Raw genomic sequence first — 15,849 nt, forward strand, 5'->3', positions numbered from 1 at the left:
GCCGACTATTCGTGGTAAATATCTTAAGAAGATGTTTATTACAGGCTGGCAAGTAAAAACTACCTATATTTAAATTATGTGTCGCGGGTACGGCTTGGACACTAGAGGCTTATTAGTGCGAAGTTGATCATGATTAGGCTGAGTGGTTTTAACAGCTGTGTGACATAAACTAGGCTCTTTTGGCAACAAAAAAGGCGCTAAATTATGAATTAGCGCCTTTATCTGTTAAAAAGATCAGTTTTGTGGAACAAGTCCGCTTAAAACGTTAAAAGTGGACAACAACACCTGCAAAAGCACCTTTAAATTCAATGTTTGTATATAAGTCATCTAAATCTTCAAGTTCAAATTTAACCGCTTTATAGCCAAGTGTTAAATTTACATCAACCGCTAAGTTATCAATAAGCTCATAGCTCACACCGACTTGGTAGTCGTATATAGTATGATCGTCAATCGATAATAAATTACCATTAGCAAAAAGATTAAAACTCGTACCAGGTAAGCCTACGATAGTTGAAACATAAAGCATAGGCACGACTTCAGTAACGGCTAATGTTCCGCTTAGAGAATCTGCTGATACCGTTATATCGCCATCAAAATCACGACCCGTCAAACCAATATCAAAACTGAAAAGGCCATTATCAAAAATTTCATAGTATAACGTATAGTCAACATAGCTAATATCGAAAGTACTATCAACAGCAGTGCCCGCGTCGAATGTTTTACCCGAAAAATCGAAGTCTTTTAACAAAACTGTTGCGCCATCGGTATCTAAAGTTGTTGAGGTGATCATTAGATTGGGGATCAATGGAATCGGATGCTCTAAAGCGATGTAAAATGAACCTTGCTCTTTATCTTGTAAATTAAAATCAACTAAGCCACTTTGTTCACCAAAAGTACCCGTCGCTTCATTACTCCATATTGAACCACCAATATAAAGCCCGGCAATGGTATCAGCCATTGCTGATGTTGAAAGTAACCCGGTAACAAGTACTGCTAATGCTGTTTTTTTCATGTTCAACCCTTTATTATCCTTGACTTAATAAGTCATTTAAATCGATTAGTGCTGCGTTAGCACGTGAAATATAATTTGCCATTACTAAAGAATGATTCGCTAATAAACCAAAACCATCGCCATTAAGGATCATTGGACTCCATATGGATTCTTGGCTTGCTTCTAATTCTCGAATAATTTGCTGTACGCTTACTTTAGCATTTTTCTTCTCTAAGACATCATTAAAATCAATTTCTACTGCACGTAAAAAGTGTAATAACGCCCAACATGCACCACGAGCTTCATAAAATTCATTATCAATTTTCCACCAGCTGGTTTTTAACACCATACTTGATTGGGCAGACGTTGATTGCTGAGCAACACTATCGCCAGCTAAGTCTGTATTTAATTGTTCACGGCCGACACTCGCACTTAATCGTTGCGAGTAGCTGCCTAAACGTTTATTCACTTCTTGGATCCAGTCACGTAAATTATCTGAACGAGCATAAAATTGTGCAGTTTGGCTGTTTACATCGCTTAACGCTTGACGATAAGCATACAACTCGTTAATCGCTTTATTGTATTCACCTTCAGCACTCGGCATCGCCCAACTTTTGTGATCAATATTATATTGAGGCTGAGCAACTTTTAAGTGTTTATTTTCTACTGACTGTGACTGAGAGCGACTAAATTCCTGACGCATAACAAGGGCCATATCACGGGACATTTCAAGCGCACCTAGCTCCCAAGCAGGGATGTTGTCTAAAAATACCGAAGGTGGCAAAGCATCATTTGAAAGATAGCCGCCAGGTTTATTTAATAATGTTTCGGTTACTCTAATGAGTGCAGTTGTTGTGGTGTAACCGATAACAGGTTTTACACCAGCCGCCCTTGCATCTTTTGTTACCTCAGCTCTAATATCCAGCTGTTCAGGCTCAAAGCTCCAATAAACGCCAAGAAAATAGCTTGCGAGGATAATAGCAAAAAAAATGGTGACAAAAGTTTTACCTGAGAAATTAGTCGTCATGTTGAGCTCCTAATGGTGATGATGTTGTTTTTTATCTGGATTTTTTTGTTTAATACTTCGCACCGCAATGGTTACGACAAGATCCTTTTGCTGCTTAAAGTGCAATGTTAATGAAACCTCCTCTTCGGGTAACAAAGCTTTTTTAACGTTAAATATCATTAAGTGATAGCCCATAGGCTGCAATATCACTTTATTATCCCCTTCGATTATCAATTGTTCAACTTGGCGCATTTTCATCATACCATCACTCATGGTGTGTTGATGAATTTCAATTCTATCGGAAAACAAGCCACTGGCTCCAGTTAAAATTATCGCTGCATTATTTTTATTTTCAATCGACATATAGGCTGAAGTTATAGTAGTTCCAGGTATGCTTGCTCTCACATAGGGCGTCTCAATAATAATATTACTGTCGTGTTCAACAGCAAAAGCATCGCTATTGATATTAAGTAACGTAAAAGATAATACAATGACTATAAAAAATATTTTATTCATTTCTCGCTATACTTCCTTTTTTAGACCGATTATTTTTATTGCCTTAACATTGTAACTAAGCTGGAGCAAAATGGATAACTTAATTATTAGCCAAGAAAACAATCATGTTTTCACAATAATCATTAACCGTACACATAAAAAAAATGCGCTTAATCAAAGTATGTATATCGACTTATGTGCTGCGCTAAAACATGCGAGCGAAAGCTCAACTATCCACTGTGTACTTATTCAAGGCGATGAAAGCTGTTTTTGTGCGGGTAATGACTTAGATGATTTTCTCCAATGCTCGCAAGATGATGAATTAGTGGCATTAGATTTTGTACAAGCACTGACAATATTTGATAAACCTCTTGTTGCCGCGGTTGCTGGCCCGGCAATAGGTATTGGCACTACCTTGTTATTACATTGCGACATGGTCATAGCGGCGAACAATAGTCAGTTTAAATTACCCTTTACCCAACTAGGTTTATCACCCGAAGCGGGCTCTAGCCTTTTATTACCCTTGCGTATTGGTCATAACAAAGCCTTTGAACTTTTAGTACTCGGTAAGCTCTTTACTGCCGAAAAAGCACTCGATTACGGTCTTATCAATCAAGTCTGCTTACCGGAAGATTTATTAAAAATAGCTAGCGACATCGCTAATACTATTGCTCAATTACCCCATGATTCGGTAATGACCAGTAGAAAACTGATGAAACAACATGCTCAATTGACTATGCAGCAGGTTATTGATAACGAAGCGAAGGAATTTAAACGTTTAATAAAAACGGAGCAATGTAAAAATATTTTAGCTAAATTTTTTTAAAGCAATAACCTCTTTAAAAGTTAGATTATCAAAAAGCCAGCCAACATTTGCTGGCTATTTCATCTTTAAGCGATTTGCTTTTTGTCGCCTGCCATTAACCAAATAACAACAGCAATAAAAATAACGGGCCAAAATATACCAATCATCACCAGGGCCAGCGTACCAAAAATCATCAAGCCGATAAAAATTAACGAACCAAAGACACTCATAACAATTGCCAATGCCACCATAACTAAAATAACCATAATAATCGCTGAAACACTAATGGCTTTTAAGGGTTCAATGAGCTCATCACCGACATAAAGGTCAACATTGAACATTTCTATAAAACTTATTCCTAATACATAAGTTAAAAATAAGGTTGCAAAAATTGCTAATATTAACGATTTAAAAAATGACATAGGTCCTCCTGCTTACTTGGTTTATACGCTCAGCTATCGGTAAATATTATTTACTCACTATCACGGTAATTTAACGCTACCTATTAATGCTTTGTTGGTAGTAATATCGCCGCAACCACATAAGCAACACCGGTAGCTAAAGGAAATATAAGCAAAGCACCAATAGCGCCAATGCGAATGGCTATTCTTGGTAAATCATAATATTTTGCAATGCCCGCACAAACACCTGATAATTTTTTATGGGTAACATCTTTTGTTAAAGTTTTTTTCACTGAATACTCACGTTGATAGCTCATTATTTATTCCTTAATGCTAACCGCTGTTTTTTTTAAAAAAGTTAATAATCCTGCACTAACAAAAAAAGTTAATACCGGAGCAAGACACATGATCATTATAAAATAATCACCTTGGTGTATCATGCGATGCTCCTTAGTTTTTTTGTAGCTTTACGCTTAACCATTAACGACTTGTTTTTTTAAATTTGCTAATTCTTGTTCAATAGATTCATCTGTTTCTAAATCACGAAACTGGCTGGCGAGATCTTTATTCTCGGTAAAGTCATAAGACTCTAATTCAGCTTCTACGCGATCAATTTTTTGTTGGTAGCGTTCAAATTTATTAATGGCTTCATCGATGTTGTAGACAATCGCTCTTTCTCGTACTTTTAAGCGGACTTCAACCGACTCTTGACGTAATACAAAAGCATCTTGCTTGCGTTTAGCTTCTTGGAGTTTTTCTTGTAGTCGTTGGCCATCTTCTTGTACTGCACTCAGAAAAAGATCTAATTGCGTTAAGTCATCTTGTAATGCAATCACCTGTACTGAACTTTTTTGCTTTTCATGAAGCGCTGACTTCGCAAGATCATCACGGCCTTTGCTAATCGCTAATGCGGCTTTTTCTTGCCAATTATTAATACTTGCTTCTAGTGATGCTATTTTACGCATTAGGGTTTTCTTCTCAGCAATGTTTTTTGCTGCAGTAGAGCGCACTTCAACCAAGGTTTCTTCCATTTCCTGAATGATCAATTTAACCATTTTCTCAGGGTCTTCGGCTTTATCTAACATATTGTTTAAGTTAGCGTTAATAATATCTGTAAAACGTGAAAACATGCCCATAATCCATTCTCCTGCGCAAATGCGCTGCTATTAGTATTTTAATTTGATGACTCATTAAGTATTAGCTCAAGGTGCTAATGCTTAACTTGCTACTATGTCTTCTATTACAAGTGACATGCCAACTCAGCAAAAGAAATTAAACAATTGTTTATTAAGGGATTTATTAAGGACATCAAGAACAGAAAGAAATAGGACATAATATGTCAGACGAAAATATAGTCAAATTCACAAATTAATTAGTTAATTTGACTATATCGATAACATGGTGGGATTTTATTAAAATGAGCGTTGAATTATTGAGTAACGACTACCGGAAAATAAGCACCTGCGCCCCACTCACTCCATGAGCCGTCATAAACTTTCACTTGCTTATAGCCACACATTTCAGCTGTTAACGCTAAAACACAGGCGGTTACACCAGAGCCACAGCTCATCACCATAGGCTTGCCTGGGCTATTAATCGCTTTAAATCTTTCTGCTAAAATATTTTTGGCTAATAAGTGCCCATTATACGATAAATCGCTAAAGGGTAAATTCACAGAACAGGGAATATGACCGCTACGAATGCCTTCACGTGGCTCAGCAACTTTTCCCTTAAAGCGTTCTTTAGCCCTAGCATCAACAATAAGGTGCTCTTGAGCGTTGAGGTTGCTGACTATATTTTGGCTACTAAAAAAGTATTCTTTACAAAATGTGGCGGTAAAGTTACCACTGTCAGTAACGAAAGATGCCGCTGAAGAAACAGAATAACCTGATGCCAACCACGCCGGTAAACCGCCATCAAGCACAGCAACATTTTTATGCCCCATTGCTCTAAACATATACCAAGCACGCGCCGCAGAAAATAAGCCTTGGTCATCATAAACAACAATTTGACTGTCTGTCATCACCCCTAACGCACGCGCTTGCTGCTGAAAATGTTCAGCACTTGGCATAGTGTGGGGCAGTGGATTTGATAAATCAGAAAAGTTTTTATTTAAATCGAATCGTTTGGCATAAGGTAAAGTAAAGTCTGGCCATTGTTTTTCTGGCGAGCACATATTCCCCACGGGTGGGATACTCGCATCGAGCAGTAGTATATTTGAGAATGGTTTTACAGAGTCTCCTGTCAAGTCGAGCGGAGAAAAAAGCAGTTCATGCAGCTGACGGCACGATATTATTTGCTGAAAAGTCGAAGGCATAGTTAGCGTCATTCATTTTTTAATAAGGCTTAAAAAATAACGAATATATCGATAATTGTACAGTCGAATAGACAATATAAATTGGCAGGGTACAACAAATTCCCTGCACTTAGCTTGCTGCTTGTTTGTCGGCTAATGATTGTTCACGATTATTTTCTATTAGGCTTACCACTACCGACGCTGCCAATAAAAAAACAGCAGGTAACATCAATAGTGTAAAAATCAGCTCTAAGCTTGGCATAATCAATTCCTTACTCATCCGCTGCTTGAACGGTATTCTTTTGTTGAGTACCATTTTTGTTATTAAGCTTAGCAACTAAAATTTGGGAATGTTTGTTGCTGGCTAAAGTTGATATCGTGATATCTGGCTGAACTTTATTTTTTGAATTAATAATTAATTTGGTATTAAGTTGCTGTATGCCTGCTTTAGCCATCAGATTAGCGATATCTTTGATAGCTGTGGTGTTATCTGCAAAGCTGTTAAAAGATAATAAAGCGGTAGTTAATGTAGTGATCAATAATATTTTCATGTTGTTCTCCAAGTTTTATAATAGTTAAGTCGTCATATCTATTACAAAGGTTGTGCCAGAGATCAAAAAAAACATTAAGTAACTGATTTATCAATAAATTGATTAATTTTTGTTTTATCATAAAAATAGAAATTACGACCACACCAAATAAAAATGGTCAAAAAAGCCAATTATTAATAATTATAGCGATAAAGTTGTCAGTTATCGTTAAAGTGAAAGATAACCAGTGTGCCGATTTAGGGAGACAATTTCCCAAAATCGGCACACAAAAAAGACAATTACTCGCCTGCAGGTATGGTCACTTGTGCGAAAGCATCAAAAAGCACTTGGCTGGTAACTTCATTACCACTGCATTGCTCACTTAAATAACGACGAAACTGCCTAGCACCCGCTAAACCATTACATAATCCAAGCATATGGCGAACCACATGCCAAGCGCGTCCACCATTAGCAATATGAATATCAATATAGCGCGCCATCTCTGCAACGATTTGTTCACGAGAAAGAATATCCGTGCTTGTTTGATAAATCGCGTTGTCTGCTTCAACTAACATATAAGGGTTTTGGTAAATTTCACGGCCTATCATCACACCATCAATATGAGCTAAATGCTCATTCGCCTCATCATAGGTTTTAATACCGCCATTAATGGAAATTTGTAACTGTGGAAAATCATTTTTTATTTGATAAACACGACCATAATCAAGTGGCGGTACTTCCCTGTTTTGTTTTGGGCTTAAACCACTTAACCAAGCTTTGCGTGCATGAATAATAAAATGTTTACAGTCAGCTTTTGAGACCACATCAACGAAATTATGTAAGAATTCATAACTGTCATGATCATCTATACCGATACGCGATTTAACCGTAACCGGGATATTTGCTGCCGCTTGCATCTCATTGACACAGTCAGCCACCAAAGAAGGTTCAGCCATTAAACAAGCACCAAAGCGACCATTTTGGACACGATCAGATGGACAGCCAACATTGATGTTAATTTCATCATAACCATACTGTTCAGCCATTTTCGCACACTCAGTCATGGCTTTAACGTCACTACCCCCCAGTTGTAATACAACAGGATGCTCTGCTTTGTTAAAGGATAGATAATCACCTTTACCAAATATAATGGCGCCAGTAGTCACCATTTCAGTGTATAGCACGGTGTGCTTTGACATAACACGATAGAAGTAACGGCAATGTCGATCGGTCCAATCGAGCATGGGCGCAACGGATAATTTATGCGAAATCGCATTCGACTGCGCCGCAGCGCTTTTCGCATTTTTCTCTAATAAAGTCAAAAACTTACCCTTGTAACATCGATCGTTATTGTGCACTATGCACCTACTTCAAACACATGACAGTCCCCCATAGGGTACCCCACCTTCAATGGGGGACTGAACAATAAGAGTCCTAGTAATGGCTTCATTCAATATAGAAAAAAGACCAAAAGCAAATGGCGATGTACGATACCGTTGTGTCGTTATCATCAAATCCAAAGGATGTGTAGTTTACCGTGAAAGTCGAACTTTTACTAAAGCCAATTTAGCAAAAACTTGGGGAACCAAGAGAAAGTGTGACCTCGACGTATCAGGTGTACCTACGACTAATAAAATGGAAACGGTACAAGCCCTAATCATCAAGTATTTAAATGACCCTTACTTAGGCGGCAACTCAGGCCGTACAAAGCGATATGTGCTTAATATGCTGGTTGATTGTGACATTGCCAAGCTTAATGCCGACGAGCTTGAGCCACCACAAATAATTGAACATTGTAAAAACAGAATTGCAACGGGTGCATCGCCAGCAACTGTTTACCATGATATTGCATACTTAAAATCAGTTTTAAAAGCGGCCAAACCAGTTTGGGGAATGGACGTTACCGAAATAAAAGTTAATGAATCAATTCCAATGTTGGTACAAATGGGGCTAATCGGTCGAAGTCAACGCCGTTCGCGTCGCCCTACAGATGATGAATTAAAGCAAATTGAAAACGAGTTTAGAATAAGAGAGGCTCATCCAGCCTGTAAGATTCCATACTCGGATATTATGAATTTTTCTATATTGTCTTGTATGCGTATAGGAGAAGTCTGTAGCATACGTTGGGATGATTTAGATCAAAATAATCTTGCTGTTATGGTTCGTAACCGTAAAGACCCACGTAAAAAAATAGGCAATCATATGAAGGTCGCTCTTCTGGGTGGAGCTTCCGACATTGTCATTCGTCAGCCTAAAATCAGTGACCGTATTTTCCCTTACGACTGTAAATCTATTACCGCAGGGTTTCAACGTGTTAGAACTAAATTAAACATTAAGAATCTTAGGTATCATGATCTTCGACGAGAAGGCGCTAGTCGTCTATTTGAGAAAGGTTTTAAAATTGAGCAAGTTGCACAAGTAACTGGTCATCGAAACTTCACTATTCTATGGCAGGTATATGCCGAGCTTTATCCCGAAGATTTACATCAGTATCTTAATTAATATTATATTTACAGGTTTACGTTGAAATCATCAAACACAAAAGCTTCTCGGCCTTTGTGTTTAAAAGTGCGCGTACTCCTTAACTCAACGACATTCCTTCAATGTATTATAAACACTAGTTCGCCCTACACCAAGCAACTGAATGATTTCAACTTTCTTTACGCCATCATTATGCAAACGGATAACTTCCTTTTTCACGTCCTCAGAGATTGGTTTGCGGCCTTTATAAACACCGCTTGTCTTAGCCTTCGCAATACCCTCCATCTGACGCTCTTTGCGAATGTTGGTCTCAAACTCAGCAAAGACACCTAGCATGTTCAAGAAGGCTTTACCGGCTGCTGTGTTGGTATCAATGGGTTGCTCCGTCGCTTTAATGGCAATACCTTTTTGTTGAAAGTCATGCACTAAGTTTTGCAGGTCTCGCAAGCTACGAGCTAGTCTGTCGATTCTGGTAAAAACTAAGGTGTCACCTTTCCTTATGAAGTTTAACATCTCGTTGAGCTGTGTTCGGTTCTGAGATGAGCCAGAAGCATTCTCATGAAAGATCCGGTCACAGCCAGCCGTTTGTAATTGTTCTACCTGAATGGAAGTGTCTTGGTCACTTGTTGAAACTCTTGCATAGCCAATACGTTGCCCTGACATTGATACGTCCTTATTTTTGTTCGTTTAGGGTTTAGACCTAAAGTAGCGGACCTAATCGTTCATGTAAAGCGACCCTAAATGAACATCATTACACGCACAGCGAACAGTTCGTAATGGGTATACTCCAAATGGATATTCCTGCCTCTTTGACCTGTTTGGAAATCTAAGTCAAATCCCAGATATTAATGACCCCTTACCAGAGACTGCGGCTCTAGGTCATAGGCTTTACAATGTACTACCGCACAAAGCCTTATAACGCTATTTTCGTCCAAGCTACTCTTAGTTATTAAGATATTAAGGCATCTTAAGTACAGTCTCCAACAACGACACGCTAATCGAAGTACACGCAAAACCCAATCGGCACACAGTCGTCCCACACTTCCAATTCAACCCTACCCCGAGATAGTCGACCGCGTAAACTTTTGTTGCACAGGCTTCTAGAAACGCAGTGTGGACAGTTTTTGGCTTACTAGGACAATCAGTACATGTAATCGTTAGTAGGCATTTTCTCTAGTGGCGCAACCTATTACAGAAAATATTGCACATGCCTATGACCATAGTAGGTAGGGGTACTTTAAGATCTCGATGCGTAGGGGTCAAAACAGGACAAGTTTTCGCGGGATTTTCGTCTTTGATACAATGGTATAGAAGCTACGGTGAAAGGTAACGTTGAGCTAGACTGATATTGCAAGTGGCACACTTAAATACAAGCGTAAGCCTGATTAAGAAATGGATTTCGCAAAGATAGTCGAGCGTATACTGAGCTTATACAAGCCGAGTGTGCTGCTCAAGTTGGTCAGATTTAGTTGAACACGAAGTTACACGGGGAACATTGTTTGTTTAGGTAAAACTAAGACGAGTATCCTATTGAGTGTCAGCCTAAGTCAATGCTCTCGCATCTATCAAGCACGTCACTATTATTGCTAAAGAAGTTTTCAATGATAGGAAATAAGTGGTTAAGCATCAACCTAACCACTTATTGATATTCGCGCAAACATCACAACCTCAACGCAGTCTCAGTGCTATGTCACAAACACAAAGAGTAGTAGTAACTTTAACATCTGGCATCGTGTATTACCATACAAAACCCAGTGTATTCAGGGTGTACAGAGGTTTGTTGTCGTTAATCCGTTGCGGTAGAACGAACAACGACAACTAATTATTTCTCTCTAAACTGCTAACCGTACAATCAAATAACTAAAAGTATGTAGCAGTAGCACCTTAACCACACCCCATTATTTATAGCTACCCAACTACTGTAGGTATAACTCATTGATTCAATAGCTCAAGAACAACACTAACAACGTCACTAAAACTATGTATAATCTTGGTCATATTTTACATTTTTCTTAGGTTTTTCATGACGTCTTCTAACTTCTCATCAACAGCGGCCTTCATCTGGTCAGTAGCAGACCTATTACGTGGTGACTTCAAACAATCGCAGTATGGTCGTATTATCCTACCGTTTACCCTGTTACGTCGTCTTGAGTGTGTGCTTGAAGCAAGTAAAGATGCCGTAGTTGCACAGAATGAAAAAGTTCAAGCGATGAACTTGCCAGAAGAAGCGCAAGAGAAGTTATTATTACGTGCAACACAAGCTGCATCGAACCCTAAGGGACTGTCCTTCTTTAATACGTCACCGATGGATCTTGGCAAGATGGGGCAGTCTGATATCAAAGCCAATCTTGAACGCTATATTCAATGCTTCTCCCAAGACGCCCGTGAAATCTTTGAGCACTTCAAGTTTGATGAGTTTGTTGGCTCACTTAATGAAGCTAACCTGTTGTACAAGGTGGTGAAAAAGTTTGCTACTACTGACCTAAGCCCTAATGCTATCTCTAACTATGAGATGGGCTTGGTGTTTGAAGAGCTAATTCGCCGCTTTGCCGAAGGCTCCAATGAAACTGCCGGAGAGCACTTTACTCCGCGTGACATTGTACAGCTCACCACCTCATTAGTGTTTATGGAAGATGATAATGCCCTCTCTAAAGATGGTACTATCCGCACAATTTATGACCCGACAGCGGGTACAGGTGGCTTCTTATCATCAGGCATGGAGTATGTGTACGAGCATAACCAGTCAGCACGTATAGTGACATTTGGGCAGGAATTAAACCCTGAGTCTTATGCTATCTGTAAAGCTGATATGCTGATTAAAGGGCAAGAAGTTAAAAATATTAAATTAGGTAACACATTATCTAATGATCAATTAACAACCGAAAAGTTTGATTACATGCTTGCGAACCCGCCGTTTGGTGTGGATTGGAAAAAGATTGAAGGCGATATCAAAGATGAGCACCAAGTAAAGGGGTTTGCGGGTCGATTTGGTGCTGGCTTACCGCGTGTATCTGATGGTTCATTGCTGTTCTTGATGCACTTGCTCAGTAAGATGCGTGATAGCTCTTCACCTGCCGTAGGCGCTTCATCGACAACCGAAGCCGCTAACGGTGGCCGTATTGGTATTATCCTTAATGGCTCGCCACTGTTTACCGGTGGTGCGGGCAGTGGTGAAAGTGAAATCCGTCGTTACATCCTTGAATCTGATCTACTCGAAGCGATTGTCGCGCTACCAACCGATATGTTTTATAACACCGGCATTGCCACTTACGTATGGATACTGAGCAATAAAAAAGAAGCGCAGCGTAAAGGTAAGGTACAACTCATTGATGGCTCGAACCTGTATGGCAAAATGCGTAAGTCGTTAGGCTCTAAACGTAACCTAATGAGTGCTGACGATATTAAAACCATTACCCGTGCTTTTGGTGACTTTGCCGTGATTGATGCACAAGAGCTGGATAAGCCAGTTGAACAAAAATCGAATCGTGGCCGTCAGTCAGCAACACCTAAAAGCACTGCGCCTAAAACCTTTGCCAGCAAGTTATTCGATAGCACTGACTTTGGCTACCGCCGATTGACTATCGAGCGTCCACTGCGTTTATCTGCAAAAATTACCCGTGCTGCGGTGCAGTCACTACGTTTTTCTCCTAAACCGTTTACTGCGGTGATGCAGTCTATTTACAATGATTTTGGCTTCGCGTGGACGGAAGAAAACTATGGGTCGTTGATGGATAACGAGCCTGAACTTCGTGCCATGTTCAAAGCCGATTTTCCTGAGCTAAAAGAGAAACAAATTAAAGACCTGCTAGATAGTAAAGTCTGGTTGTTTCAAAAATCATTAATGGAAAAAGCGCAGCAACTACAAGCAGAGTTAGGCAGTGAGCAATGTGATGATTTCAACGAATTCGATCTTAAACTGAAAGAAGCACTTAAAGCCACCGACATAAAACTTGATACTAAAGAGAAAAAGCAATTCTTAGACGCGGTAACGTGGAAAAACCCAGAAGCTGAGCCATTGGTTAAAAAAGTTGTTAAAAGCGGTTCACAGCCGTTCTATGGAGCCTTTTATTATAACGGTAGTCTAAAAAGCTACAAAGGTAAGGTGGTTGAGTATCAAACTGACGGCGACCTGCGCGATAACGAAAATGTTCCGCTTGACCCGACTATCACTAACGCTGAGCTGATTGAAACTTACTTTACTAAAGAAGTAGCTCCACATGTTGCCGATGCGTGGATCAATGCTGACAAGTGTGATGCTAAAGATAACGAGATTGGTATTGTTGGTTATGAAATCCCCTTCAATCGTCACTTTTATCAATACCAGCCACCACGGGACTTAACCGAGATTGATGCAGATCTCGATGCCGTGAGTGCAGACATTATGAAGCTGTTACAAGAGGTGCACTCATAATGAAAAGCGATATGGCAAACGATGCGGTAAATAATGAACTGATGTCAGTTGATCCACATTATAAACAGTGGCTGACAGAACTTAAACAGCGAGTCTTACAAAGCCAACTTAAAGCAGCTGTAAAGGTGAATAGTGAACTACTGGAGCTGTACTGGCAATTAGGGGCAGACATTGTTGAACGTCAAAAAACCGCAACATGGGGTGATAAGTTACTGGCTCAGCTCAGTAAAGACTTAATGGCGACGTTTCCTGATATGAAAGGTTTTTCCGTGAGGAACCTTAAATACATTCGGCAATGGCAGCAATTCTATGCAGGCAATGCAATTGGGCAACAGCTTGTTGCCCAATTAGTGCAGATCCCGTGGGGACACAATATTCAAATCATCGCTAAGTGCCAAAGCATGGAAGAAGCTGTTTATTATGTACAAAGTACTCTTGAGCATGGCTGGAGCCGCAATGTCTTAGTACACCAGATAGACAGTGGACTATGGCAACGTGAAGGCGCTGCGCTGCATAACTTTAAACGTACACTGCCAACAACACAGTCTGACTTGGCGATGCAGACTTTAAAAGACCCTTACATTTTCGATTTTCTCAATTTGAGTAAACAGCATAGTGAAAGAGAGTTAGAACAAGGGCTAATCGACCATATCACTCAATTCTTGTTAGAGCTGGGCGCTGGCTTTGCCTATATGGGACGACAGTACCCAATTAAAGTGGGTGAGCGCGACTTCTATATCGACCTACTTTTCTACCATGCCCGCCTGCACTGTTATGTGGTGATTGAATTAAAGCTAGGCGAGTTTGAGCCAGAGCATGCAGGTAAACTGAACTTTTACATTAAAGCCATTGATGAGCAACTGTGCAAGCAAGGTGACGCACCAACCATCGGCATCTTGTTATGTAAAACCAAAGACAAAGTCGTTGCTGAATATGCGCTGAGTGACATTAACAAACCGATGGGCATCTCTGAATACAAACTTACACAGTCTCTGCCAGAAGCTTTACAAAGCAGTTTGCCGAGTGTGGCTGAGTTAGAGTTGTTGGGAGGTGACCATGAGTAATACTAATTTAAAGGGAAAATATACGGCTTACCCTGAGTATAAAGATTCTGGGGTTGAGTGGTTGGCTGAAATACCTTCTCATTGGGAAACTAGCAAATTACGTTATATGTTTTCTTTTGGTAAAGGTCTTACTATCACGAAGGAAAACCTAAAATACGAAGGCGTTCCATGTGTTAATTATGGCGAAGTTCACTCTAAGTATGGGTTTGAAGTCGATCCTAATAAGCATCTACTTAAATGCGTTGATGAGAGCTACTTAAAATCATCTCCGTCAGCATTGCTTCAAAAAGGCGATTTAGTATTTGCAGATACATCGGAAGACATTGATGGTTCAGGTAACTTTACTCAGCTAACTAGTGATATCCCTGTCTTTGCGGGATATCACACTATCATTGCACGGCCTAAAGATCGTAAGTGTAGTCGTTTTTACGCATACCTAATAGATTCTAAAGAGCTTAGGACTCAAGTTAGGCATGCAGTGAAAGGCGTTAAGGTATTCAGTATCACTCAAGCGATTCTTCGAGGCGTTAATATTTGGCTGCCATCATTGGAAGAGCGTGAAAAAATCGCCAGTTTCCTCGATCACGAAACCGTTAAAATCGATACGCTGATCGACAAGCAGCAACTACTGATTAAGTTGCTGAAAGAGAAGCGTCAGGCGGTAATCAGCCATGCAGTTACCAAAGGCTTAAATCCAGATGCAGCAATGAAAGACTCTGGTATTGAGTGGTTGGGTGAAGTGCCGGAGCATTGGGATGTATCTAAACTAAAATGGAAATCGGGAACTACTAGTGGCGGAACACCCACCACCTCAAAGTATGAACTCTATTATGAAGGAGGTAAAATTCCTTGGATTCGTACTACCGATTTGAACAATGATCTGCTGAATGACACACCAATTAGAATTACTCCGAAGGCTGTTAATGATTCAGCTTGCTCTTTATTACCTGTGGATAGTGTTTTGCTCGCTATGTATGGCGGAGCAGGTTCTATAGGAAAGCACTCATTACTCAAGTTTGAATCGACAATTAATCAGGCTGTATGCGCTGTCTTACCGACTAACTCTATTCGTTCTGAATACTTACATCGATTCTATGAGTTTTATCGACCTTTCTGGATGATAGGCGCAGCAGGCACAAGAAAAGATCCGAATATTGGACAAGATGATATAAAAGAAGCAAAAATTCTTTTACCGCCATTGAGTGAGCAAGAAAAGATTAGTTCATATATAAATCAGATGCAAAATCGGTTTGATATGTTAACTAAAAAAGCAGAGGGCGCAATAACATTAATGCAAGAGCGCCGAACAGCGATAATATCAGCCGCAGTCACAGGTAAAATCGATGTGCGACACTTTACTTCGTAAGAT

16 protein-coding genes are annotated in these 15,849 nt (G+C 39.7%); 5 read left to right on the forward strand and 11 right to left on the reverse strand.

The window, feature by feature from the left end:
- Positions 1-265 precede the first annotated feature (265 nt).
- The 3 genes from ESZ26_RS05740 to ESZ26_RS05750 are packed head-to-tail and all read right to left on the reverse strand — an operon-like array spanning position 266 to position 2,513.
- Complete coding sequence (locus ESZ26_RS05740; RefSeq protein ID WP_146798794.1) at positions 266-1,012, reverse strand: TIGR04219 family outer membrane beta-barrel protein; 747 nt, start codon at positions 1,010-1,012, stop codon at positions 266-268.
- A 13-nt stretch (positions 1,013-1,025) separates the two neighbouring features.
- Entirely contained in the window at positions 1,026-2,018 is a 993-nt protein-coding gene (locus ESZ26_RS05745) for a DUF2333 family protein (RefSeq protein WP_146798795.1), read from the reverse strand.
- A 9-nt stretch (positions 2,019-2,027) separates the two neighbouring features.
- Complete coding sequence (locus tag ESZ26_RS05750) at positions 2,028-2,513, reverse strand: copper chaperone PCu(A)C (protein ID WP_146798796.1); 486 nt, start codon at positions 2,511-2,513, stop codon at positions 2,028-2,030.
- A gap of 70 nt (positions 2,514-2,583) precedes the next feature.
- Here ESZ26_RS05750 and ESZ26_RS05755 point away from each other — a divergent pair, with 70 nt between their 5' ends.
- Positions 2,584-3,318 (forward strand): enoyl-CoA hydratase-related protein, encoded by a 735-nt coding sequence (locus tag ESZ26_RS05755; RefSeq protein WP_146798797.1) that lies wholly within the window; start codon positions 2,584-2,586, stop codon positions 3,316-3,318.
- Positions 3,319-3,383: 65 nt separating this feature from the next.
- On the opposite strand, the gene ESZ26_RS05760 is transcribed toward ESZ26_RS05755, so the two are convergent.
- The 7 genes from ESZ26_RS05760 to dusA form a co-directional block, all read right to left on the reverse strand.
- On the reverse strand, positions 3,384-3,719 hold the full coding sequence (locus tag ESZ26_RS05760; RefSeq protein ID WP_146798798.1) for a hypothetical protein: 336 nt from the start codon (positions 3,717-3,719) through the stop codon (positions 3,384-3,386).
- An 83-nt stretch (positions 3,720-3,802) separates the two neighbouring features.
- The gene (locus ESZ26_RS05765) at positions 3,803-4,015 is read right to left on the reverse strand and encodes a PspC domain-containing protein (RefSeq protein ID WP_146798799.1); all 213 of its coding nucleotides are present in this window, start codon (positions 4,013-4,015) and stop codon (positions 3,803-3,805) included.
- 156 nt (positions 4,016-4,171) lie between these two features.
- Positions 4,172-4,834: a phage shock protein PspA gene (gene pspA / locus ESZ26_RS05770; RefSeq protein ID WP_146798800.1), complete on the reverse strand. Its 663-nt coding sequence runs from the start codon at positions 4,832-4,834 to the stop codon at positions 4,172-4,174.
- A 293-nt stretch (positions 4,835-5,127) separates the two neighbouring features.
- A complete protein-coding gene (locus ESZ26_RS05775) occupies positions 5,128-6,015 on the reverse strand; it encodes a sulfurtransferase (protein ID WP_170246313.1) in 888 nt (295 codons plus the stop codon).
- A 109-nt stretch (positions 6,016-6,124) separates the two neighbouring features.
- Positions 6,125-6,256 (reverse strand): hypothetical protein, encoded by a 132-nt coding sequence (locus ESZ26_RS19555; RefSeq protein ID WP_262984196.1) that lies wholly within the window; start codon positions 6,254-6,256, stop codon positions 6,125-6,127.
- 10 nt (positions 6,257-6,266) lie between these two features.
- The gene (locus ESZ26_RS05780; RefSeq protein WP_146798802.1) at positions 6,267-6,545 is read right to left on the reverse strand and encodes a hypothetical protein; all 279 of its coding nucleotides are present in this window, start codon (positions 6,543-6,545) and stop codon (positions 6,267-6,269) included.
- Positions 6,546-6,823: 278 nt separating this feature from the next.
- A complete protein-coding gene (gene dusA, locus ESZ26_RS05785; RefSeq protein WP_146798803.1) occupies positions 6,824-7,846 on the reverse strand; it encodes a tRNA dihydrouridine(20/20a) synthase DusA in 1,023 nt (340 codons plus the stop codon).
- Between the two features lie 118 nt (positions 7,847-7,964).
- On the opposite strand from dusA, the gene ESZ26_RS05790 reads away from it, so the two are divergent.
- Positions 7,965-9,026 (forward strand): tyrosine-type recombinase/integrase, encoded by a 1,062-nt coding sequence (locus tag ESZ26_RS05790; protein WP_146798804.1) that lies wholly within the window; start codon positions 7,965-7,967, stop codon positions 9,024-9,026.
- Between the two features lie 84 nt (positions 9,027-9,110).
- On the opposite strand, the gene ESZ26_RS05795 is transcribed toward ESZ26_RS05790, so the two are convergent.
- Complete coding sequence (locus ESZ26_RS05795; protein ID WP_146798805.1) at positions 9,111-9,668, reverse strand: recombinase family protein; 558 nt, start codon at positions 9,666-9,668, stop codon at positions 9,111-9,113.
- A gap of 1,360 nt (positions 9,669-11,028) precedes the next feature.
- On the opposite strand from ESZ26_RS05795, the gene ESZ26_RS05800 reads away from it, so the two are divergent.
- From ESZ26_RS05800 to ESZ26_RS05810, 3 genes are read left to right on the forward strand one after another with little or no spacing between them, the layout of a single operon-like run.
- Positions 11,029-13,416 carry a type I restriction-modification system subunit M gene (locus tag ESZ26_RS05800; protein WP_146798806.1) on the forward strand — a complete coding sequence of 796 codons (2,388 nt, stop codon included), beginning with the start codon at positions 11,029-11,031 and terminating at the stop codon, positions 13,414-13,416.
- Positions 13,416-14,480, forward strand: coding sequence for a PDDEXK nuclease domain-containing protein (locus ESZ26_RS05805; RefSeq protein ID WP_223271619.1), 1,065 nt, complete (start codon positions 13,416-13,418; stop codon positions 14,478-14,480). The genes ESZ26_RS05800 and ESZ26_RS05805 overlap by 1 nt, the downstream gene beginning before the upstream one ends.
- Positions 14,473-15,846, forward strand: coding sequence for a restriction endonuclease subunit S (locus tag ESZ26_RS05810; RefSeq protein WP_146798807.1), 1,374 nt, complete (start codon positions 14,473-14,475; stop codon positions 15,844-15,846). Before ESZ26_RS05805 ends, ESZ26_RS05810 begins: the two co-directional genes overlap by 8 nt.
- Positions 15,847-15,849 lie beyond the last annotated feature (3 nt).

Origin of the sequence: Colwellia hornerae, assembly GCF_007954355.1 — a bacterium.
Taxonomy (GTDB): Bacteria; Pseudomonadota; Gammaproteobacteria; order Enterobacterales; family Alteromonadaceae; genus Colwellia_A; species Colwellia_A hornerae.